The organism is Streptomyces sp. NPDC054849 (assembly GCF_053610945.1).
This window is the reverse complement of record NZ_JBSGZI010000038.1, coordinates 25,074-44,762: the sequence shown is the minus strand read 5'-3', so window position 1 is coordinate 44,762 and position 19,689 is coordinate 25,074. Positions and strand designations below refer to the sequence as shown.

Annotated in this window: 24 protein-coding genes; 7 read left to right on the top strand and 17 right to left on the bottom strand. The window is 72.2% G+C overall.

All coding sequences use genetic code 11. The features are described from left to right. Nucleotides 1-62: 62 nt before the first annotated feature. Both ACWGIF_RS18725 and ACWGIF_RS18720 read right to left on the bottom strand, forming a co-directional pair. Complete coding sequence (locus tag ACWGIF_RS18725; RefSeq protein WP_453498524.1) at nucleotides 63-2,057, bottom strand: FUSC family protein; 1,995 nt, start codon at nucleotides 2,055-2,057, stop codon at nucleotides 63-65. 80 nt (nucleotides 2,058-2,137) lie between these two features. Continuing rightward, nucleotides 2,138-2,965 (bottom strand): hypothetical protein, encoded by an 828-nt coding sequence (locus tag ACWGIF_RS18720; protein WP_453498522.1) that lies wholly within the window; start codon nucleotides 2,963-2,965, stop codon nucleotides 2,138-2,140. Nucleotides 2,966-3,084: 119 nt separating this feature from the next. Here ACWGIF_RS18720 and ACWGIF_RS18715 point away from each other — a divergent pair, with 119 nt between their 5' ends. The 5 genes from ACWGIF_RS18715 to ACWGIF_RS18695 all read left to right on the top strand — a co-directional run bounded on the left by ACWGIF_RS18715 (nucleotide 3,085) and on the right by ACWGIF_RS18695 (nucleotide 6,441). Beyond that, complete coding sequence (locus ACWGIF_RS18715; protein WP_453498519.1) at nucleotides 3,085-3,669, top strand: RrF2 family transcriptional regulator; 585 nt, start codon at nucleotides 3,085-3,087, stop codon at nucleotides 3,667-3,669. 68 nt (nucleotides 3,670-3,737) lie between these two features. Continuing rightward, complete coding sequence (locus tag ACWGIF_RS18710) at nucleotides 3,738-4,136, top strand: RidA family protein (protein WP_453498516.1); 399 nt, start codon at nucleotides 3,738-3,740, stop codon at nucleotides 4,134-4,136. A gap of 66 nt (nucleotides 4,137-4,202) precedes the next feature. Continuing rightward, entirely contained in the window at nucleotides 4,203-4,610 is a 408-nt protein-coding gene (locus ACWGIF_RS18705; RefSeq protein WP_453498514.1) for a hypothetical protein, read from the top strand. Next, a complete protein-coding gene (locus ACWGIF_RS18700; RefSeq protein ID WP_453498578.1) occupies nucleotides 4,607-5,569 on the top strand; it encodes an ATP-binding cassette domain-containing protein in 963 nt (320 codons plus the stop codon). Before ACWGIF_RS18705 ends, ACWGIF_RS18700 begins: the two co-directional genes overlap by 4 nt. Before the next feature lie 50 nt (nucleotides 5,570-5,619). Continuing rightward, nucleotides 5,620-6,441 carry an ABC transporter permease gene (locus ACWGIF_RS18695; protein ID WP_453498575.1) on the top strand — a complete coding sequence of 274 codons (822 nt, stop codon included), beginning with the start codon at nucleotides 5,620-5,622 and terminating at the stop codon, nucleotides 6,439-6,441. A gap of 128 nt (nucleotides 6,442-6,569) precedes the next feature. On the opposite strand, the gene ACWGIF_RS18690 is transcribed toward ACWGIF_RS18695, so the two are convergent. From ACWGIF_RS18690 to ACWGIF_RS18670, 5 genes are all read right to left on the bottom strand, one after another. After that, nucleotides 6,570-6,740, bottom strand: a complete 171-nt coding sequence (locus ACWGIF_RS18690; RefSeq protein ID WP_453498511.1) for a hypothetical protein — start codon at nucleotides 6,738-6,740, stop codon at nucleotides 6,570-6,572. A gap of 92 nt (nucleotides 6,741-6,832) precedes the next feature. Next, a complete protein-coding gene (locus ACWGIF_RS18685; RefSeq protein WP_453498508.1) occupies nucleotides 6,833-7,201 on the bottom strand; it encodes a hypothetical protein in 369 nt (122 codons plus the stop codon). A gap of 274 nt (nucleotides 7,202-7,475) precedes the next feature. Then, on the bottom strand, nucleotides 7,476-8,075 hold the full coding sequence (locus tag ACWGIF_RS18680) for a hypothetical protein (protein WP_453498505.1): 600 nt from the start codon (nucleotides 8,073-8,075) through the stop codon (nucleotides 7,476-7,478). Between the two features lie 402 nt (nucleotides 8,076-8,477). After that, entirely contained in the window at nucleotides 8,478-8,720 is a 243-nt protein-coding gene (locus ACWGIF_RS18675) for a hypothetical protein (protein ID WP_453498502.1), read from the bottom strand. 326 nt (nucleotides 8,721-9,046) lie between these two features. Continuing rightward, nucleotides 9,047-9,262 (bottom strand): CbtB domain-containing protein, encoded by a 216-nt coding sequence (locus ACWGIF_RS18670; RefSeq protein ID WP_453498499.1) that lies wholly within the window; start codon nucleotides 9,260-9,262, stop codon nucleotides 9,047-9,049. 190 nt (nucleotides 9,263-9,452) lie between these two features. Here ACWGIF_RS18670 and ACWGIF_RS18665 point away from each other — a divergent pair, with 190 nt between their 5' ends. Further along, complete coding sequence (locus ACWGIF_RS18665; protein WP_453498496.1) at nucleotides 9,453-9,923, top strand: histidine phosphatase family protein; 471 nt, start codon at nucleotides 9,453-9,455, stop codon at nucleotides 9,921-9,923. A 4-nt stretch (nucleotides 9,924-9,927) separates the two neighbouring features. Here the strand turns inward: ACWGIF_RS18665 and pucL are convergent, their stop codons facing one another. The 5 genes from pucL to ACWGIF_RS18640 all read right to left on the bottom strand — a co-directional run bounded on the left by pucL (nucleotide 9,928) and on the right by ACWGIF_RS18640 (nucleotide 14,548). Beyond that, nucleotides 9,928-10,845 carry a factor-independent urate hydroxylase gene (pucL, locus tag ACWGIF_RS18660; RefSeq protein ID WP_453498493.1) on the bottom strand — a complete coding sequence of 306 codons (918 nt, stop codon included), beginning with the start codon at nucleotides 10,843-10,845 and terminating at the stop codon, nucleotides 9,928-9,930. A 280-nt stretch (nucleotides 10,846-11,125) separates the two neighbouring features. Next, a complete protein-coding gene (locus ACWGIF_RS18655) occupies nucleotides 11,126-12,475 on the bottom strand; it encodes an aminotransferase class III-fold pyridoxal phosphate-dependent enzyme (protein ID WP_453498490.1) in 1,350 nt (449 codons plus the stop codon). After that, the gene (locus ACWGIF_RS18650; protein ID WP_453498487.1) at nucleotides 12,432-12,695 is read right to left on the bottom strand and encodes a sigma factor-like helix-turn-helix DNA-binding protein; all 264 of its coding nucleotides are present in this window, start codon (nucleotides 12,693-12,695) and stop codon (nucleotides 12,432-12,434) included. The genes ACWGIF_RS18655 and ACWGIF_RS18650 overlap by 44 nt, the downstream gene beginning before the upstream one ends. An 84-nt stretch (nucleotides 12,696-12,779) precedes the next feature. Beyond that, nucleotides 12,780-13,853, bottom strand: a complete 1,074-nt coding sequence (locus tag ACWGIF_RS18645) for a PaaX family transcriptional regulator C-terminal domain-containing protein (RefSeq protein WP_453498484.1) — start codon at nucleotides 13,851-13,853, stop codon at nucleotides 12,780-12,782. 89 nt (nucleotides 13,854-13,942) lie between these two features. Then, nucleotides 13,943-14,548 carry a GNAT family N-acetyltransferase gene (locus ACWGIF_RS18640; RefSeq protein WP_453498481.1) on the bottom strand — a complete coding sequence of 202 codons (606 nt, stop codon included), beginning with the start codon at nucleotides 14,546-14,548 and terminating at the stop codon, nucleotides 13,943-13,945. A gap of 91 nt (nucleotides 14,549-14,639) precedes the next feature. Here ACWGIF_RS18640 and ACWGIF_RS18635 point away from each other — a divergent pair, with 91 nt between their 5' ends. Then, nucleotides 14,640-15,782, top strand: a complete 1,143-nt coding sequence (locus tag ACWGIF_RS18635) for an alpha/beta hydrolase family protein (RefSeq protein WP_453498479.1) — start codon at nucleotides 14,640-14,642, stop codon at nucleotides 15,780-15,782. Nucleotides 15,783-15,816: 34 nt separating this feature from the next. Here the strand turns inward: ACWGIF_RS18635 and ACWGIF_RS18630 are convergent, their stop codons facing one another. From ACWGIF_RS18630 to ACWGIF_RS18610, 5 genes are all read right to left on the bottom strand, one after another. Beyond that, the gene (locus ACWGIF_RS18630; RefSeq protein WP_453498476.1) at nucleotides 15,817-16,185 is read right to left on the bottom strand and encodes a hypothetical protein; all 369 of its coding nucleotides are present in this window, start codon (nucleotides 16,183-16,185) and stop codon (nucleotides 15,817-15,819) included. 24 nt (nucleotides 16,186-16,209) lie between these two features. Further along, nucleotides 16,210-16,518 (bottom strand): SCO5918 family protein, encoded by a 309-nt coding sequence (locus tag ACWGIF_RS18625; protein ID WP_453498473.1) that lies wholly within the window; start codon nucleotides 16,516-16,518, stop codon nucleotides 16,210-16,212. Nucleotides 16,519-16,604: 86 nt separating this feature from the next. Next, nucleotides 16,605-18,128, bottom strand: coding sequence for a DEAD/DEAH box helicase (locus ACWGIF_RS18620; RefSeq protein WP_453498470.1), 1,524 nt, complete (start codon nucleotides 18,126-18,128; stop codon nucleotides 16,605-16,607). Nucleotides 18,129-18,486: 358 nt separating this feature from the next. Beyond that, a complete protein-coding gene (locus ACWGIF_RS18615; protein WP_030011983.1) occupies nucleotides 18,487-18,690 on the bottom strand; it encodes a cold-shock protein in 204 nt (67 codons plus the stop codon). A gap of 329 nt (nucleotides 18,691-19,019) precedes the next feature. Beyond that, nucleotides 19,020-19,283, bottom strand: coding sequence for a helix-turn-helix domain-containing protein (locus tag ACWGIF_RS18610; RefSeq protein ID WP_453498572.1), 264 nt, complete (start codon nucleotides 19,281-19,283; stop codon nucleotides 19,020-19,022). Nucleotides 19,284-19,689: the final 406 nt, after the last annotated feature.

Below are 19,689 nucleotides of genomic sequence, written 5' to 3'. Positions count from 1 at the left end.
GGGCCAGGGCGTGTCTTTCGGATCTTGTCGGCCGAGCCCGCGTTGTCCGTGCCGTGCTTCAGTCAGGCATCCGGCTGGGTGATGGCCCGGGCCGCCACGAGTTCCTGGTGGACCGGGCCCAGGACACCCGCGTACTCACCCTGCTGCTCCCCCTCGACCCGTACGGGGGTCGTGCTGCGGCGCACCCGGCCCGCCAGTTCGCGCAGCTGCCGTGCGATCCCCTCCACCTCGGCCGCCGTGGGCGGCGCTGCCCCGTGGTTGACCCGGACCCGCGCGGCGGTGGTCGCGTCCACGATCCGCTCGACGGCGACCACGAGCGGCCACCACGCCGCGGCCCGGGTGCCCGTCGGCGGCGGTTCGGTCAGCGCCCGCTGGAACTCGCTGCGCACGCCCGACAGGTCCCGGTAGATGCGCCGCCGGGCCTGGAGGCGGGCGGTTCGCGCCGCCGCGAGCGCGGCCTCGCCCGCGGCCGGCGCGAAGGCCCGTTCCACGTAGCGGGCGGCGTCGTCCACGGTGTCGGCGAGCCGGTCCCCGATCCGGGTGTGCCAGCTCTCGGGCCACAGCAGATAGCCCGCGACGAGGGTGATGGCGCAGCCGATCAGGCTGTCCAGCAGCCGGGGGCGGATGAGGTCGAAGCCCTGGTGGTTGAGCATGTCCGAGAGCAGCAGGATCACCGGGGTGATCGCGGCGGTCTGGAAGGCGTACCCCTTGACGGAGAAGGCCGGGATCAGTCCGGCCAGCACCATCATCACCGGTACGACCGCCCAGCCGCGCGGCACCTCGGCGAGAACGGCGGCCGCGATCACCAGTCCTCCGGCGGTGCCGAGCGCGCGCAGGACGGCCCGGGAGAACACCGAGCCGAAGTCGGGCTTGAGGACGAAGGTGACGGTCAGCGCGACCCAGTAGGACCGCTCGAACTCGATCACCGAGACGAGCACCTGCGCGAGCCCGATGCACAGCGCGAGGCGCAGCCCGTACCGCCAGGAGGCCTTCGACAGCATCATGTCGCGCACGGCCCGCCGGGCCCGCACCCGCAGGGCGCCGGGCCGGCCGAGGCGGTCGTCCACGTTGTACGGGTCCGGTTCGGCGAGGTACACGATCCTGGCCGCATGGCGCAGGGCCCCGTCGACGGCCCGCTCGGCCGGGGTGTGCGCGGCGGGCAGCTCCAGTACGGGGGTTCCGGTGCGGCCCTCCTCGACGGCGTCGGCGAGCGACCGTACGGCCGCCGGGATCTCGGGCGGCAGCGGCCGCCCGCGCAGGTGCGCGGCGGGCGCGGCCTCCACGAGCGGGATCACCACGTTGAGCTGGGCCAGCATCCGCACCAGCGAGGGGCTGCGACCGTGCACCCGGGCCCGGCGGCCGAGCACCAGGTCGTAGGCCTGATTCAGGGTCTGGGTGACCTCGAGGCGGCGCTCGTCGTAGGCGGAGCCGGGGTGTCCGGCGGCTTCCAGGGCGTCGGCCAGGGCCCGGTAGGTGGCGGCGACCGCGGTCCGCTCGGGCTGCCTGCCCCGCAGCGGCCAGCCCAGCAGGCTGAGCGCCAGCACGAACAGTCCGCCCGCGCTCAGCAGCAGCGGAGCCGTCCACCAGGGCTGCGGCATCGGGATTCCGGCGCCGATCACGGCGTTGAGCAGGAGCAGCAGCCCGGACACGGAGGCGACCGTGCCGATGGAGGAGATCATCCCGGAGACCAGGGCGATGAGGGTGAGCACGCCGACGGCCAGCCAGCCGTGGCCGTAGACCAGGGTGCCCAGGGCCACGCCGACCGCGCCGAGGAGCTGCGGGACGGCGATGTTGAGGACCCGCATCCGGTAGGCGTCGGCGGTGTCGCCGATGACCCCGGAGAGGGCGCCCATGGAGGCGAGCGCCCCGTACTCGGGCTCGTCCAGGGCGAAGCCCACGGCGAGCGGGGCGGACATGGCGACCGCCGCCCGGGCCACGGCGGCCCAGGGGATCGGTGCGGTGCTCGGCTTCAGCCCCTGGAGAAGCCAGGCCGGGGGAGCCAGTGGGTGGTGCCGGGCTCGCCGCGACGCTATGTGTTCGGTGCGTTCGGTGCTCATCCCGCTTCCGTGCCGCCGCTCGCGAATCGGTTCTTCTGGGCTCTTCTGAGCCGTTCTGCGTGTGTTGGTACCTTCCGAGCTTATGGGGTGCGGCGCAGTCGTCCCGTGACCCATGCGGCGAGCGCGGCGGCGAGCCCGATCACCAGCACCACCCAGGCGGTGGTGCGCAGGAAAGCGGTGAGCGCGTCGTACACCGCCCCGGCAGCGGGCCGGTCGATGTCGGCGGGCAAGTCGTCCAGGGTGAGCCGGCGGCACACCTCCACCGCGAGCCACAGCAGCACGGCCCCGACGGCGAGCCCCAGGCCGGTCGCCATCACGGCGCGCCGCCGGTGGGCGGCGACCCCGATGGCCGCCGCGGCCAGGACCAGGGTCAGTACGGGGAGCCAGACGCCGGCGATCTGGAGCATGCGGAACCCTTCCCGGAGCGCGCCGAGGTTGTCGTACTCCATCACCTTCACGGACAGGTGGGTCACCGGGATGAGGTCGGCGAAGGGCACGCCGTCAGCGACGAGTTCGCCCTTGACCTGGGCTATGACGGGTGCGACATCGAGGGTGACGGCGTCGCCGTGGCCGGTGCTGAGCGCGTCGAAGAAGGCGGCGTGGGCGGCGCGGTTGGCCGCGTCCCAGGCGGTCCGGTAGGCGGGGGTGCCGGCGAAGGAGTTCAGGGCTTCCCCGAGCAGCGCGTCCACGCCGATCTGGAACGGGCCCGCGTCGATCTGCCCGGCGAGGGCGCGGGTGACCTGCGTGACGACGACTTCCTGGACGGCCTGGTTTTCGGCGAGGGGGGACATGGCGGCGGTGTAGCGGTCGGCGTTGCCCAGCTCGCGGTCGGCCCAGTAGGCGACGGCACTCGCGGGCACCAGCAGGGCCACGAGCGCGATGAGTACCGCCGACAGGATGGTGCGCACGTCACCAGGGAAAGCGCACGCGGGTCCGGGCGCGAGCGGTGTTGCTGCGGGCGGGTGGTGAGCCGTCCGCGCGTGTGACGCCCTTGCCTGCATGATCCTGGACATTTAATATCCAGAATATGAAGATGAGTGAGGGCGTCGAGTGGGCGCTGCACAGCTGCGTCAACCTGGCCTGGAGCGGCCCGGACCGGGCCGTGTCGGCGGCGCGGCTCGCCGCGTGGCACGACCTTCCCCCGGCCTACCTCAACAAGCAGCTCCAGGCGCTGGCCCGGGCGGGCATCGTCACCTCCACCCCCGGTCCCCGGGGCGGCTTCAAGCTGGGCCGCCCGCTCGCCGCCATCTCGCTCATGGACGTGGTCGCCGCCGTCGAGGGGCCCGAAGAGGCCTTCCGGTGCGCGGAGATCAGGCAGAAGGGTCCCGGCGCTGGTCCCGGCGCCGGCGCTGGTGCCGGCGCTGGTGCCGGTGTGGGAGCCCGCGCCGTAGCCGGTGGCGGTGGCCGTGCCGGTGACGCGGTGGCCGAGGCCGTCCCGCCGGCTCCGTCCGGGGGAACTCCGGGTTGCGCCATCGCGCACGCCATGAGCCGGGCCGAGCTGGCCTGGCGCAAGGCCCTGGCGGCCCAGAACCTCGACGAGATCAGGCAGCAGGCCGAACGGCAGGCCCCCGAGGCCCCGGAGCGGCTCCGCGCCTGGCTCGCCGCCCGGTAGCGACCCCACACCGCACCGCACGTACGGACACAGACAACAGAGACGGCAACGGAAACAGGGAGCTCGGCATGACGCGCAGCATCATCAACCCGGCAGGCCTCCACACCCCCACCGACTACGGCTACAGCCACATCGTCTCCGCCCCCGGCGAGCAGGTCTTCATAGCCGGCCAGTACGGCTCGGACGAGAGCGGCCACCTCGTCTCGGAGGACTTCGCCGACCAGGTCGAGCAGGCCTTCGCCAACCTCGGCACCGCCCTCGCGGCCGTCGGCCTCGGCCCCGCCGACGTCGTCCGCATCGGCACGTACATCGTCGGCCACGAGCAGCGGAAGCTGGAGGTCCTCCTCAAGCACCTGCACGCCACGTGGGGTACCGAACTGCCCGCCCAGACCCTGATCGGCGTCGCCGCGCTCGCCCTGCCCGGCATGCTCTTCGAGATCGACGCCGTAGCCGTGCGCACGCCCTGACCATTGATCCACTTGCCGGTCCGCGGCGGCGGGTGTGCCCTGGAGGATGGGAGAGAGGAGCCCGTCATGGCACATGCGGCACCCACCGCCCACAGGCGGCACAGCCGGCGGTCGGCGGACATGGCCCACCTGAGCAGGAGCGCCTACACGGGCCCGCTGCTCCTCGGCCTCGTCTACGGCGTCTGGGCCGCGTTCATCCAGCGCCAGATGGGCCCGGTCGACGCGGGCAACGTCTTCTACGGGATCCTGTGCGGCGTGCTCTTCGCCGGGATCATGTTCGGCCTGGCCCGGGTCGGCCCCCGCATGAAGCGCGAGGTCCACGCCGCTGCGTACGGGGCCTTCGGCGGCATCGCCGTGGGCTACCTGCACAGCCTCACCGGCCAGTCCATCCTCAAGGCCGTCGTGGTCGGCCTGGCCGTCGGCGCGGGCGTCGGCGCGACCGCCTTCTACCGCTATTACACCCACGAGGACTGAGTCCCACGCCATACGCCGGCCACGCCATCGAGACGGTCGGCCTCGTCAAGGTCTTCGGCGACAACCGGGCCGTCGACGGGGTCGACCTGACGGTCCCCGAGGGGACCGTCTACGGCGTGCTCGGCCCCAACGGCGCCGGCAAGACCACCGTGGTGAAGATGCTGGCCACCCTGCTGCGTCCGGACGGCGGGGAGGCACGGGTCTTCGGCAAGGACGTCACCCGCGACCCGGACTCCGTACGCAGCCGGGTCAGTCTCACCGGCCAGTACGCGTCCGTGGACGAGGATCTGACCGGCACCGAGAACCTGGTGCTGCTGGCCCGGCTGCTCGGGCACTCCCGGCCGGCGGCCCGGGAGCGCGCCGCCCAGCTCCTGGAGGCGTTCGGCCTCTCCGCGGCGGCCGGCCGCCAGGTCAAGCAGTACTCGGGCGGCATGCGGCGGCGCATCGACATCGCCGCTTCCATCCTCAACACCCCCGACCTGCTCTTCCTCGACGAGCCGACCACCGGACTCGACCCGCGCAGCCGCAACCAGGTGTGGGAGATCGTGCGCGCCGTCGTCGCGCAGGGCACCACGGTCCTCCTCACGACCCAGTACCTGGACGAGGCCGATCAGCTGGCCTCCCGGATCGCCGTCATCGACCACGGCAAGGTGATCGCCGAGGGCACCAAGGGCGAGTTGAAGGCCTCCGTCGGCTCGGGGAGCGTGCACGTGCGCCTGCGCGACCCGGCCCAGCGGGCCGAAGCCGTGCGGCTGCTGACCGCCGTACTCGACGAATCCGTCGTGTCGGATCCGGACCCCGTCGCGCTGACCGCCCGCGTCGACGACGCACGCTCCGCCGCCGCGGCCCTGGCCGAGCTGGCAGGGGCCGGGATCGTGGTCGACACCTTCGCGCTGGGCCAGCCCAGCCTCGACGAGGTCTTCCTGGCACTGACCGACGACAAGGGGGTGGGGACGTGAGCGTCAACACCGAGCAGAACGGGCCCGCCGGCGCAGCTGTCACCGGGGAGCTGGAGTTCGTCGCCCCGCGCGCCGACCAGCTCGCCGCGCTCCTCGTCTCCGGCCGGCGCCCGCCGCGCCCGAGCGCGCTGTCGGCCTCGCTGACCTTCGGCTGGCGGGCCGTCCTGAAGATCAAGCACGTCCCGGAGCAGCTCTTCGACGTCACCGCTTTCCCGATCATGATGGTGCTGATGTACACGTACCTCTTCGGCGGTGCGCTCGCCGGTTCCCCGGGGACGTACATCCAGACACTGCTGCCGGGCATCCTCGTCATGTCGATCGTGATGATCACGATGTACACGGGGGTCTCCGTCAACACGGACATCGAGAAGGGCGTGTTCGACCGGTTCCGCACGCTGCCGATCTGGCGTCCGTCGACGATGGTCGGCTATCTGCTCGGCGACATGCTGCGCTACACCATCGCCTCCGCGGTGATGCTGGCCGTCGGTCTGATCCTCGGTTTCCGGCCGGCGGGCGGCCTGGTGGGCGTGCTGGCCGGCGTGGGCCTGCTGATGGTCTTCTCGTTCGCCTTCTCATGGGTGTGGACGATGTTCGGGCTGCTGCTCCGCAGCGAGAAGTCCGTCATGGGCGTGAGCATGATGGTGCTGTTCCCGCTCACCTTCCTCAGCAACATCTTCGTAGACCCGACGACCATGCCCGGCTGGCTGCAGGCCTTCGTCAACAACAGCCCGGTCACCCACCTCACCACCGCCGTGCGCGGTCTGATGGCCGGGGAGTGGCCCGCCTCCGCGATCGCCTGGTCACTGGGGTGGTCGGCACTTCTGGTCCTGGTCTTCGGGCCCGTCACGATGCGGCTGTACAACCGCAAGTAGCCGTGCTTCCGGCCGAGACCGAACGGTGGCACCGGTTCCCGCTCCCGTGGCCGAACCTCACATGACCACGCTCCGTTGCCGGGGGGCAGGGGAACCGGTGCTCGTCCACGTCCGGGGGCGGCCCGCTCCTACGCGGCCGAGTCCGCAGTGGCGGTCTGCTGCGGTTCACTCTCGGACTCGCCGGCCACGGCCGGGGTCTTCGGCGGGGCGGCCGGCTCGGCCTGATGGACCGGCGGGGCGAAACGGGTGACCTCGGCGCGGAGCATGGCGTTCAGTGCGGCGTACGGGTCGATGGGCATGGCGGAACCTCACGGTGTTCAGGGAGTGTGGGGGGCTGCGCTGTGAGCTGGGAAGGTGGCGTGCCGGTCGGGCCGGACCCTCCTCGGTCCGCTCAGCAGCGCAGGACCACAGTCCGCACCGTCCGCAGGGAAACCGCCGGTTCGCCCGTCCCCGCGGCACGCCCGCACGGCGGGGCATCCGCATGTTTCACGTGAAACACCGCGAGCGGTGTCCGCTGGACGCCGGGCAGCCCGCGTGCGACCGTCCGTACGGCCGTCCGCGCTTCGGGGTCGGCAGCCGGATCGGACTGGCCCTCTGCGGGCTCGGCGGGGACGGCGGGCGCCGGGGGCGCGGTGGAGGCGGGACGGTACTCGGCAGCAGCGGCGCCGGCCGGCCCGGCGCCGAAGACGCACAGCAGTACGACACAGACCACGGTCAGGGCCCTGGTCAGTGCCGTACGCGTGCGGTGCCTTCCCCTCATGCGAGGGGTGTGCCCCGCCACGCCGAAAGACTCCCGGACGGCTCCCAAGAAGCCCCCGACCGGGCGACGAAGACACCCCCCACGGCGGACGGCCGGGAGGTGCGGCCCGACCCGGTCGGCGGAAGACCCGGCCGGCGGATGTGGCCCGACCCGGTCGGTGCGTGTGGCCGGACTCGGTCACGGGGTGGGTCGCTTCCGTGGTCAGCAGGTGGGTCGCTTGCGAGGTCAGCGGGTGGGTCGCTTCAGGCGCCGCCGGGTGCGGGGCTGCCGCCGGTCAGTGGGTTCGGCGCTGCCCGGTCAGCCGGGCCAGCACGGCGGTCTCGCCGCCGATCAGCCGGAGTTGGGCCCGGTCGGCCGATTCATCGCGGCCCGGAACCGCCCCGGGCGAGACCCGTACGACGGTGAACACGGCCGTACGGCGGTCCGCGCGGGGGATCTCGATGGTCCGGCCCCGCCGCAGCTCGCCGAGACGGAGCCCGTCCCCGGTGACCACGGCGGTCCCGGCCGCACCCGGAGCCGGGCCGCCGGTGTCCCAGGAGACCTCATCGCGCTCGCCGGTCAGCGGCACGTCGACCCCCAGGCTCGGAATGCGCAACCGCAGTGGCCGCGCGGACCGCAGGGGTTCGGTGACCGCCCGCAGCGGCCCGGCGACGGCTCTCGGCGACCGGGCCCCCCGGCCGGCGCCCTGATCGCCGGACTGCTCCAGCTCGCGCACGAGCCGACGGTGGCCGGACAGCCCCAACGCCCGCGAGGGCAGAGCGTCGTCGGTGGTCGCCACCGCGTGCTCGGCACCGTCGGTCCGCTGCAACACCACGATGGTGGTGGACAGCAGAGCCACCGTGAGTGAGGCGACGGCCCACTTGGCGCGGGGCATGGATTTCCTCCTGTCCGGCGCGTACGGCCGGGTCGTGTGAGCAGTGGACACCCGCTCTGCCCATCGGCACCCTGTGAAACACGGGAGACTGACAGGGCGTCACGGGCGTGCCGTCGCCCGTTCCGGGCGTCTTCGCAGCTTGCTACGGGTGCCCCGGCCGACTGCCGGGTCCTGGAGCTGTACACCCGAACGGGTGAGCCGTGCGGGGACATTCCGGGGCGTGCCGACAGGGCGCAGCAGGCGCGCGGCCGTGCAGGCCCACGTGGAGCCAGGTGTGGCGGAATCCGAAGGGTGCTGAGGGCGAGCGCACCGCCGAGTTTTTCTTCGCCGAGTGGCGGCGGTGCAGCGGCGGTTCGGGGTCACGGACACGGCGGGTGTGCGCGCAAGATCATGGGCCGAGGGTCACATGACGACGGCGGCCGTGCCCGCCCCCATCAGTACGGCGGCGAGGTGCATGGCCGGGTGGCCGTAGTCGCCGTACCAGAGGTGGCGGGCCAGGCCGCCGAGGGCGGCCAGGGCGGCGATGACACCGATCTGGCCGAACAGCGTGACGGCGCAGCAGGGGGCCAGGAGCAGCAGGAACGAGTTGAGCCAGAACGGGGCCGCGCCCGTCCAGCCCCGCCATTCCCTGATCACCGTCGGCATGTACTACCGGCCCCCTCATAGTCAACTCATCGGCTGCACAGCCTCCTTGGGTGCGGAGGCGGGCACAAGGGCCCGTTCGGCTAGAAAACCGAAGGCCAGGCCGAAAGTCGTCCACTGCGTGATCCGGATGCCGGGGACGCGAGGCGGAAGTCCCGGATCAGCGCGGCCGGGAAGTCCGCCGGGACCTCGTTGACGCCGGGCAGCAGGTGCCGAGCTTCGGCGCGAGCCGTAGGAGAGGGCGGTGCGCCGGGCGGCCGTCCCCGGGGTCGCCGACGGCCGGTGGGGCCGGCGGGGCGGTTGCGGAGACGGAGTCGGCGGCAGGGGAATCAGTGGCAGGGGAAACCGAGCAGGTGGCGGCCGTCGTGCAGCCACTCGTGGATGGTCTCGCCTTCGAAGATCGCGGTGGCGCCCTGCTCGGCGCCGACGAAGTACAGCAGGACCAGCATCAGGACCCCGGCGAACACCGCCCAGGGCGCCAGCGCGGAGAGCGAGATCGGGGCAATGGCGGGTGCGTTCGTCGTGGGCACGGCGGAGTGGGCCATGGCAGAACCTCCAGAGGGAACACGCGTCCCGGTCAGTGGTGCTCGCGACGACGGTGGCGGGTCTGACTTGCCTCCCCCTCACGGGAGGGTTCACAGTGGCGCGACCGTGCCGGATTCTCACCGGTGCTTCCGTCGGACCGTCGTCATGCAGTTGTGTCGTCCGCGACCGTACCGCGCATACGCTCCCCTTATGAAGACCCCGTTGGTACGAGTCCATCTCGTACGGCCCCCATTGGACGCAGCCGCCCGTCAAGGGCGCTTCGGTCACGCGCGGCCGTGCCCCGGGCGCGAGGGCCTGCGGGGTCTGGACGCGGGGGAGTGGGCGGGGCGCACCCTGGACGAGGTGGCGGCCGAGGACCCGGCGGCCGTGCACGCCTGGCTGACGGATCCCGCGTACGCGCCGCCGGGCGGGGAGTCCGTGGCCGCGCTGATCGCCCGCGTCGGGGCGGAGCTGGCCGGTCTGGCCGTGGGCACGCACCGGGCCGTGGTCGAGCAGGCCGTCGTACGCGCGGCCGTGGTGCATGCCCTGGAACTGCCCGCGGCGGCCTTCTGGCGCCTCGACGTACGGCCGGAGTCGGTGACCGTCCTCACCGGGCGGGCGGGGCGCTGGAACCTCCTGGTGGGGCAACCGGAGGACGGGCCCCAGCAGGAGCAGCAGTGACGGCCTAGGCGACGATCCAGTCGGACGTCGCGATCACCGGCTGCACGCCGTCACGGTGCACGGTGCCCTCGATCAGGCCGTACATGCGGTCCGCCGCGAAGTAGACCTCGTTGTCGTTCTTGAGGCCGAAGGGCTCCAGGTCGACGAGGAAGTGGTGCTTGTTGGGGAGGTTGAGGCGCACCTCGTTGACCTTGGGGCAGTTGTCGAGCACGCGCTCGGCCATCTGATTCAGGGTCTGCTGCAGCGAGTACGAGTACGTCTCCGCGAAGGCTTCCAGCATGTGCTTGCGGACCTTCTTGTACGACTGGTCCCAGTCGTACCCGGCGTCGTCGGCGGCCGGCGCCGCGTGCGCCCAGCGCGCGGTGACCTTGGTCGCCAGGATGCGGTCGTACGCCTCCTGCAGGGTCGTGTACTTGTCCTTGATGTAGCCGTGGAACTCGGAGTTGGTCGAGTTCATCACCGTCAGGTCCTTCAGACCCGAGATGACCTGCAGGCCCGTCGTCTCGCTGTAGGTGATCTGCGCGGTGCGCACCTCCTGGCCCTTGAGGACGAAGGAGTGCTGCTCCTTGCGCGTCGGGACCGGGATCCGCTCCCAGGCGAACTCCTCGATGCGGATCTGCGCTTCGCGGATCGGCCGCTGCGAGGAGACGAAGTGCTTGGCGAGCAGGATGCCGAAGGCCTCGGGGGACTCGATGCCGTGCTCCTTGCCGAAGGCGTACACCGTGTTCTTGGTGGTGTCCGTCGGCAGGCAGTTGGCGTTGTCGCCGGTGAGGTGGACGTCGCGGAACTCGCCGCGGAGCGCGACCGAGACGTTGAGGTCGCGGATCTCGTGCCAGGAACCGTCGCCGCCCTTGCGGGTTACCTTCACGATGCGGTTCTCGGCCTTGCCGTACTGGTTCTGGGCCAGGACGTGCTTGCTCATGCTGTCTTCCTTCGGGTCTCGGGAACACGGAGTCCGGTCGTCTGGATCCCGTACGCCCGGCGTCCAGCGCCCGCCCGAGTCAAGGACGTCCCGCTCCCCGCCGTTCGGCCCTTCGGCGAAGGACCGCCCCGGGACTGACGTGCATCCCGGTCCGTAGGTGCTTGGCCTGTTTTGGTGTCATGGCCTGCACGGATTGCAGCATGTGTACGGCGTCTCAGCCACCGCACGAATCATCCGAACACCGGCACCCACGGATTGGGCGACCGCACAGATGTGCAGGTCAGACGGTGTGTGTGTCCGCCACTGAGAGGGCCTCATCGAGGATCGCCAGCCCCTTGGCGACGTCCTGCGGTGTGATGTTGCAGGCCGGCGCGACGTGGATGCGGTTTCCGGCGATGAGCGGCCAGAGCCCGCCCTTCTTGCACGCGGCCCCGAACTCGGCCATCGGAGCGTTGTCCGCCCCCGCGGCGTTGTACGGGACGAGCGGCTCGCGCGTCGCCCCGTCGCGTACGAGCTCCAGGGCCCAGAAGGTGCCGAGGCCGCGGACCTCCCCGACCGACGGGTGCCGCTCGGCGAGCGCGCGCAGGCCGGGGCCGAGCAGCTCCGCCCCGGTGCGGGCGGACTGCTCGACGATGCCCTCCTCCTCCATGACGTTGATCGTCGCGACGGCGGCCGCACAGGCCAGCACGTGCCCGGAGTAGGTCAGTCCGCCCGGGTAGGGCCGGCGGGCGAAGGTCTCGGCGATGGCGGCGGAGATGGCGACACCGCCGAGGGGCACGTAGCCGCTGGTCACGCCTTTGGCGAAACAGATCAGGTCGGGGGTGACGTCCCAGTGCTCGGCGGCGAACCACTTTCCGGTGCGGCCGAAGCCGACCATGATCTCGTCGAGGATGAAGACGATGCCGTAGCGGTCGCAGAGCGCGCGCACCCCGCGCAGGTAGCCGGCCGGATGCACGAGCACGCCCGGGGCGCCGCCGACGGTCTCCAGGATGATCGCGGCGATGGACTGCGGGCCCTCGAAGACGATGGTGTCCTCGAGGTGGCGCAGCGCGCGCTCGCCCTCCTCGGCCTCGCTCGTCGCGTAGAAGGGCGAGCGGTAGGCGAACGGCCCCCAGAAGTGCACGACACCGGCGGTCGCGGAGTCGTTGCCGAAGCGGCGGGCGTCGCCGGTCAGGTTGATCGCGGTGGAGGTGGCGCCGTGGTACGAGCGGTACGCGGACAGCACCTTGGGCCGGCCGGTGTGCAGGCGGGCCATGCGGACGGCGTTCTCCACGGCCTCGGCGCCGGCGTTCGTGAAGAAGATCTTGTCGAGGTCGCCCGGGGTGCGCTCGGCGATCAGCCGGGCCGCCTCGGAGCGCACGTCGACGGCGAAGCCGGGCGCGACGGTGCACAGCTTGGCCGCCTGCTCCTGGATGGCCGCGGTGACTTTGGGGTGCTGGTAGCCGATGTTGGTGTAGACGAGGGCGCTGGAGAAGTCGAGGAAGCGGTTGCCCTGGTAGTCCCAGAAGTACGACCCCTCGGCACCGGCGACGGCGAGCGGGTCGATCAGCTCCTGCGCCGACCAGGAGTGGAAGACGTGCTTCCGGTCAGCGTCTTTCACGGTGGCGAGGGCGTCGGCTTCTGCGTTCATGAAACGAGCGTAGTTGTCCACGATGTGGACGCGGCGCGGGTCGTCCGGCCGGCGGCGCCCGGCTCCTCGTCCGCGTCGCCGGGCAGGCCGGTGCGCAGCCGCGCCGGAGTCCAGGGCACGCGGGTCGGAGCCGGGTCAGGAGCCGGGACACGGGCATCCGGGACACGCCCAGCCGGTCGCCGGCCTCGGCCCGCGTCAAGTCCCGCCCGAACCGCAGCACGGAACCGGCGGCGGAGCAGTCACGAGCTGAGGCCGAGCTCGGCGAGGTCTGCGGACGTCCGACCCGAGGGCCGCCCGCGGCGGTTCAGGCCAGGGCTTCGCCGTACAGGCGAAACAGCCGGGGCCCGCCGGGCGGGGCCGCGGACGCCAGCCGCGCCCAGGCACCGGCCGCCGCGGACCGAGCCGTCGTCCCCGGCCAGGGCTGCGGCAGCAGCTCCGGCGGGAGGAGCGGATCCGGCAGCATCGCGGCGGAAAAGGCCACGGCCAGCTGCACGGCCTGCGCCAGCCCGGCCACAGCCTCACCGTCCGCAGCCGCCCCACCGTCCGCCAACGTCCCACCGTCCGCAGCCGTCCCGCCCGTGCCTCGCCCGACGCCCGAGGTCCGGCCGCGGGCTGCGGGCGGCCCGACGGCTGCTTGCAGCCCGCCACCGGCCGCCTGGTCCGCCGGCCTGCCGGCCGCCCGCGCCTCGTCGGCCGCCCCGGTCCGGTCCGTTCCTCGCGGCTCGTACGCCGCGCCGCCGTCCGCCCGCCGTCCGTCCGTCGCGTCTGCACCGTCCGCCGCCCCCGCGGGAGCCGAGCCGCCCGCCAGGGCGCGCAGCGCCTCGTACCGGGCCGCGATCTCCGGTAGCGGCCACAGCCGCTCCGCGAGGGCCCGCGGGTCCGTGGTGCCGCCCACCGCCAGGTCCCGGGTGCTCAGGCTGCTCACGGCCTCCGACAGTCCCAGCTCCGCCGCACGCGCCCGCACGTACGGGCCGATCGCGTTCGGCGTGACGTAGAGGCCTCCCTGGACCGGCGCCGCCCCCAGCCCGGTCAGTGCGTCCCGCAGGGCGTCCCGCGACGCGCGCGCGGATTCCGGTACGGCGAAGGCGAAGGCGTGCCAGACCCCGTCCCACGGCTCCAGACCCCGGTCCTGCCGGTACGCGTGCCGTACGAACCCCACCTCGGGTACGAGCGCCGGCACCCCCGCCGCAGGCTCCGCGCCCGCCGGCCGCAGCACGGACCGCCGGCCGCGCCCCTCCACCGCGAACCGCCCCTCCGCCACCAGCCGCTTCACGCACAGCCGCACCTGCTGGTCGGTCATCCCGAGCAGCCCTGCGACCTCGTACAGCTCGCCGCCGTCGACCGTCCCGTCCTCCCGGACCAGTGCGTGCACGACCATCCGGGTAGGGATCCCTCCCGCGCCGCCCGCCCCTCCCGCGCCGTCCGTCCCGCCAGCGCTGCCCGTCCCGCCCATCGCACCCGTCCCGCTCACCGCTCCACCGCCTTGTGCATCGTCGTCACGCCCCCGAATCCCAGCACGTCCCGCAGCCAGGGCGTCCGCTGCACCCGTACCGCCCGGAACCCGTACCGCTCGTACAGCGCCTGCGCCCGGGGGTTCTCCGCGACCACGTCCAACCGGATCCGCCGGCATCCCTGCTCCACGGCGACCGCCTCGATCTCCCGGAGCAGCAGCCCGCCGATCCCCCGGCTGCGCTCGGCGGGGTCCACCGCGATGCCGTCCATGACCAGCTCGCCGCGGGCCGGGGTGCGCTCCATCAAGGCCAGCAGGAACACCCGGTACAGGCCCCGGACGCGCCCGTACCGGGCCCTGACCGCGGCCGCGTCGCCGCCGACCAGGCCGCGCCCGCCCAGCTGGTAGCCCGCCACGCCGACCACCCGGCCGTCGGGGCCGCCGGACAGAGCGGTCACCGCCCGGTCCGCGTGCAGGTGCCCGGCGATGAACCGGCGCCCGTCCTGCGCGGGGCCGAGGGCGCGGCCCAGCTTCCCCGCGAAGGCCTCCCAGTACAGCTCGGCGACGCGCGCGGCGGCCCCCTCGGGCACCCCACGCCGTACTTCCACGCTCTCCGTCGTCATACGCACAAGCATAATACGTTCATTCGCTATACGATCGTTTTTGATGTGAGCGAATGAGCCCACGCATCCGCATAAGAATCCGGAGCCCCTCATGACCGAGCCGCGCACCCCCACCTCTTCCCCCCTCCCCACACCCGCCCGGTCCCGCCGAGGACGCGTCCGCAAGGCCTTCCTGGCCGTTCTCCTCCCGGTCCTCGCCACCGCCCTCCTGCTCACCGGCGTGGTCCTCTGGCAGCACGACTACGACCTCCACGAGGAACGCGTCACCGTCCCCGCCGCCGGCCACGACCTCAACGGCGTGCTCGCCACCCCCACCGGCAAGGGCCCCGGTCCCTTCCCGCTCGTGGTCTTCGTGCACGGCGACGGTGAGGTCGACGCCACCCACGACGGCTTCTACCGTCCCTACTGGGAGGCCTTCGCCCGGGCCGGATACGCCTCGCTCTCCCTCGACAAGCCCGACGACTGGCTCGGCCAGACCATGGACGACCGGGCCCGCGAGACCACCGACGCCATCGCCTGGGCGGTCCGCAGCCGGCCCGAGATCGACGCCGCCCGCATCGGCCTGTGGGGCGCCAGCCAGGCCGGATGGGTGCTGCCCAAGGTGGTGGCGCAGGCCCCGGACCCCGGTGTGCGCTTCGTCATCGCGGTCGGCACGGCCGTGAACTGGGAGCGCCAGGGCGAGTACCACCTGCGGGCCGGGCTGCGCGCGGACGGGGCCGGCGCCGAGCGCACGGCGGCCGCCCTGCGGACCAGGGAGGCCACGCTGGCGCTGCTGCGGCGCGGGGCGACGTACGAGGAGTACCGCGCGAGTCCGGGCGCAGACCCGGAACTCACCGCGGAACGCTGGACGTTCATCAGCCGGAACCACACCGCGGACGCGACCGGGGACCTGCGGGCGATGCGCGACGCGGGAGCGAAGGGTTCAGCGGAGGCCGCGGGGGCCAAGGGATCCGTCCCCGTGCTGCTGATCTCGGGCGCCGACGACCTGAACGTGGACGGCGCCGAGACCGAGGCCGTCTACCGGAGCGTGCTCGCGCCCGGCACGCTCACGGTCCGCCGCTATCCGGGTGCCACCCACTCCCTGCTCCGCACGCCGGTCGAGCGCTCCTCCTGGCGGCTGACCCTGACGGCCGTGTTCGCCCCGCGCGCGCTCTTCCCGCCCGGCCTCCTCGCCGACCAGCGGCGATTCCTGGAGGAACTGCCGCGTGAGAGCCGAAACGGCCCCCGCGGGTGAATGCGGGGGCCGTATGAGGTGCGTGGGAACAGGGCTACTTGTCGGAGTAGCTGAAGTCTCCGACGGTCCAGGCACCGACGTCCTTGACCGCGATCCGGTACATCCCGCCGGTCTCGGGGATGCCCAGGGTGCCCTGGAGGATGCGTGCCACGTGGAAGTGCAGGTGCGAGGGCGCCCCGGTGCTCTGTCTGTCCCGTTCGGGGGAACTGAAGATCTCGGCGAACGGCCCCAGTTGGTCGGAGTCCCGCAGGACCTCGGCCACACGCTGACGCCAGACGCTCTCGGGGGCGAGGCGGCCTGTGATGACCGCGCCGTGCACGACGACGGTCAGGGACATCTGATTGGTCTGCTCCGACTCGACCATGGCGGCGAGATCGAGGAGCAGGTCGTCAGGGATCGACATGGGCAACGACTCTACCAAGCGCCGTCAGGCATCGGCCGGGCTTCCGAGGAGTGCCGAGGCCGTCTGCAGCGGAGTGAGGGCGGGAGCCGGCACGGGGACCGAAAGATCGCGGCAGGTGAAGCCGAGGCGGGTCAGCGCCCGGGTGACCTCACCGGCCGTGAAGTCGCGGCGGTCCTGCCGTGTGATGACCTCGCCGACCTGCTTGACGGGGTAGGTGCGACGGCCGATGATCACGGACGCTCCCGTGACGGGCTCGGCCTTGACGCCCTTCATCTTCTCCTCCACCTCGCTCTTCTCGAGGTCGAAGGGGTATCGGGCGATGACGAAGCGCATGATGCCTCACAGACTGGGCGGAGTACCCGGGACGGAAGAACGGCAGAACGGCAGGACGACGGGCGTGGCGGGCGTGGCGCAGCGGGTCAGGCGGCCATGCCCATGGCGCGGCGCCGCTCCTGGGCGGGGCGGCTGCGCCGCCCGCGGGAGGAGCTCGCGCTGCGCTTGGGGCGCTCCGACTTGGGCGCGGTGATGGTGACGGGGACGCCGGAGGGGGTCTGGGCGCCGGTGATGCGGCTCAGGGCCTCTTCGCCGGAGCGGACCTGGGTGGTCTGCGGGACGATGCCCGCGGCTGCCATCAGACGGGTCATGTCGCGGCGCTGGTTGGGTGTGACGAGGGTGACGACGCTGCCGGACTCGCCGGCGCGCGCGGTGCGGCCGCCGCGGTGGAGGTAGTCCTTGGGGTCGGTGGGCGGGTCGACGTTGACGACGAGGTCGAGGTTGTCGACGTGGATCCCGCGGGCCGCGACGTTGGTCGCCACCAGCACCGTCACGTGTCCGGTCTTGAACTGGGTCAGGGTGCGGGTGCGCTGGGGCTGTGACTTGCCGCCGTGCAGGGCGGCGGCCCGTACTCCGCTGTTCAGCAGGTGGCTGGTGAGCTGGTCGACGGCGTGCTTGGTGTCGAGGAACATGATCACCCGGCCGTCGCGTGCCGCGATCTCGGTGGTGGCCGCGTGCTTGTCGGCGCCGTGGACGTGCAGCACGTGGTGTTCCATCGTGGTGACCGCGCCGGCCGAAGGGTCCACGGAGTGGACCACGGGGTCGGTCAGGTAGCGGCGGACCAGCAGGTCGACGTTGCGGTCCAGGGTGGCGGAGAAGAGCATCCGCTGGCCCTCGGGGCGGACCTGGTCGAGCAGGGCGGTGACCTGGGGCATGAAGCCCATGTCGGCCATCTGGTCGGCCTCGTCCAGGACGGTGATCGCGACCTGGTTGAGCCGGCAGTCACCGCGGTCGATCAGGTCCTTGAGCCGCCCGGGGGTGGCGACGACGACCTCGGCGCCGCCGCGCAGCAGGCCGGCCTGCCGTCCGATGGGCATACCGCCCACGACGGTGGCCGTGCGCAGCTTCATGGCGCGGGCGTAGGGGGCGAGGGCGTCGGTGACCTGCTGGGCCAGCTCGCGGGTGGGGACGAGCACCAGGGCCAGCGGCTGGCGGGGCTCGGCGCGCTGTCCGGCGGTGCGGGCCAGCAGGGCGAGACCGAAGGCCAGGGTCTTGCCGGAGCCGGTACGGCCGCGGCCGAGAACGTCACGGCCCGCGAGGGAGTTCGGCAGCGTCGCGCCCTGGATCGGGAACGGGACGCTCATACCCTCGGTGGCGAGCGCGGCCAGCAGCTGCTCGGGCATGTCGAGGTCGGCGAAGGCCTCGACGGGCGGGAGCGCCGGGGTGATCGTCTTGGGGAGGGCGAATTCGCCCTGGAGGGCGGCGGGGCGGCGGCCGCCGTAGCCGGAACGGCTGGGGCCGCCGGAGCGGCTCGGGGCCGACGAGCCGAAGCGGCTGCCACGGCCGGAGCCGCTTGAGCCGCCGTAGGTGCCGTAGCCGCCGGAGCCGGCGGAGCCGCCCGAACGGGGGCTGCGGGAGGAGCGGTCGTTCGTGCGAGTGGTGCGGTTCATGCAGAACCTTCCTCGATGCGGCGCGTATCGAGGAATTCCCGGCGGGGGGATTCGCGAGAACGAGCCGAAGAAAAGACGAGGCAGAGCGGTGCCCGAAAAGAGCGGGCCGGTCTGCCGTGGAGAGTGCCGCGCTGCGCGTCGTAATGCCGGGGACCGGCGGACGGTGTGCGGGGCGGGGGGCGAGGCGACGCGTCGTGGGACACTGCCGCCCGGCCGGACGATGAGGCGGGCCGGCGCTGAGCGCCGTCACCCGCCGCTCACGCAGCCGTCGCAGACCGACAGGGCGTGAGCGGGGAAAAGCAACGCGCTGAGGCCCGCACCCCAAGGTGCGGGCCTCAGCTGCGTGTACGCGTCAGCGTCAGGCGGGAACGATGTTCTCGGCCTGCGGGCCCTTCTGGCCCTGCGTGACGTCGAAGGTAACCTTCTGGCCTTCCTGAAGCTCACGGAAGCCAGAAGAGGCGATGTTCGAGTAGTGGGCGAACACGTCAGCGCCGCCACCCTCCTGCTCGATGAAGCCGAAGCCCTTTTCCGCGTTGAACCACTTCACGGTGCCAGATGCCATATGAATTCTCCTTTGGGGCAGTGCCCGGACTCGCACTGTGCGAATGCCGGCGTCGCCGTGATGATTGCCCCGTCCGGACCGTGCACATTTCACTGCATGCACCGGAAATAAAAAGTGCGCCCACCTGATGTCCGGTGAGAGCACTTGTAAGTTTTTGGGAACCACAACTGCAACTGACATCACAGTAGCACAGGGGGAACCGGCAGGCGTGGAAACGTTTTCCACCCCGCGCCTCCGCCATGTGAAATCTCGTCGCGAGTCGAGCATAATTCTGCACTTGCAGTAACAGATATCCGACGCCGGAAGTCATATAAACGGTGTCGGTCGCTTCAGGTGCCGCTGCGCCGCCCCCGCATCTCGTCGTTCAGCTTGAGGGCCTCTTCGAGCTGGTCCTCCAAGGCGACGATCCGGCAGGCCGCGTCGACGGGCGTTCCGCCGTCGACGAGCTCCCGGGCGCGGGCGGCGATGCGCAACTGGTAGCGGGAGTAACGGCGGTGGCCGCCGGCCGAGCGGAGCGGGGTGATGAGACGGGCCTCGCCGATGGTGCGCAGGAAGGCGGGTGTGGTGCCGAGCATTTCTGCGGCCCGGCCCATGGTGTAGGCGGGGTAGTCGTCGTCGTCGAGGCTGCCGGCGAGCGGGGACTTCTCAGGGGTCACGTGACGACGCTAACCCTGATGGGAGACCATGTCTACTCTCGCCATGACAGATTTCCTCCAGGATTTCCCCGCGAACTTCTGCGCTCTCCGCGCGATATTTACCCCGTGGCGCGCACCGGCCCGCGCGAACCCGCCCGTCAAGGCGGCAGAACCCGTGGTGTGCCGGTGGAAAAAGCGCCCGTGCGGGCTAACGCCGCCGACGCCTGCCACCGGATTTCGTCCCCGCGGCGGGGAGACACCGCCGCAGAAGCCGGCGTACGAGGCGGCCGTCGCGCAGGGGCGGCGCCGGTCCTGCCGATCCGGCAGGGGAGCGTCCTCGACGGGCCGTGTCCGATGTGACGCA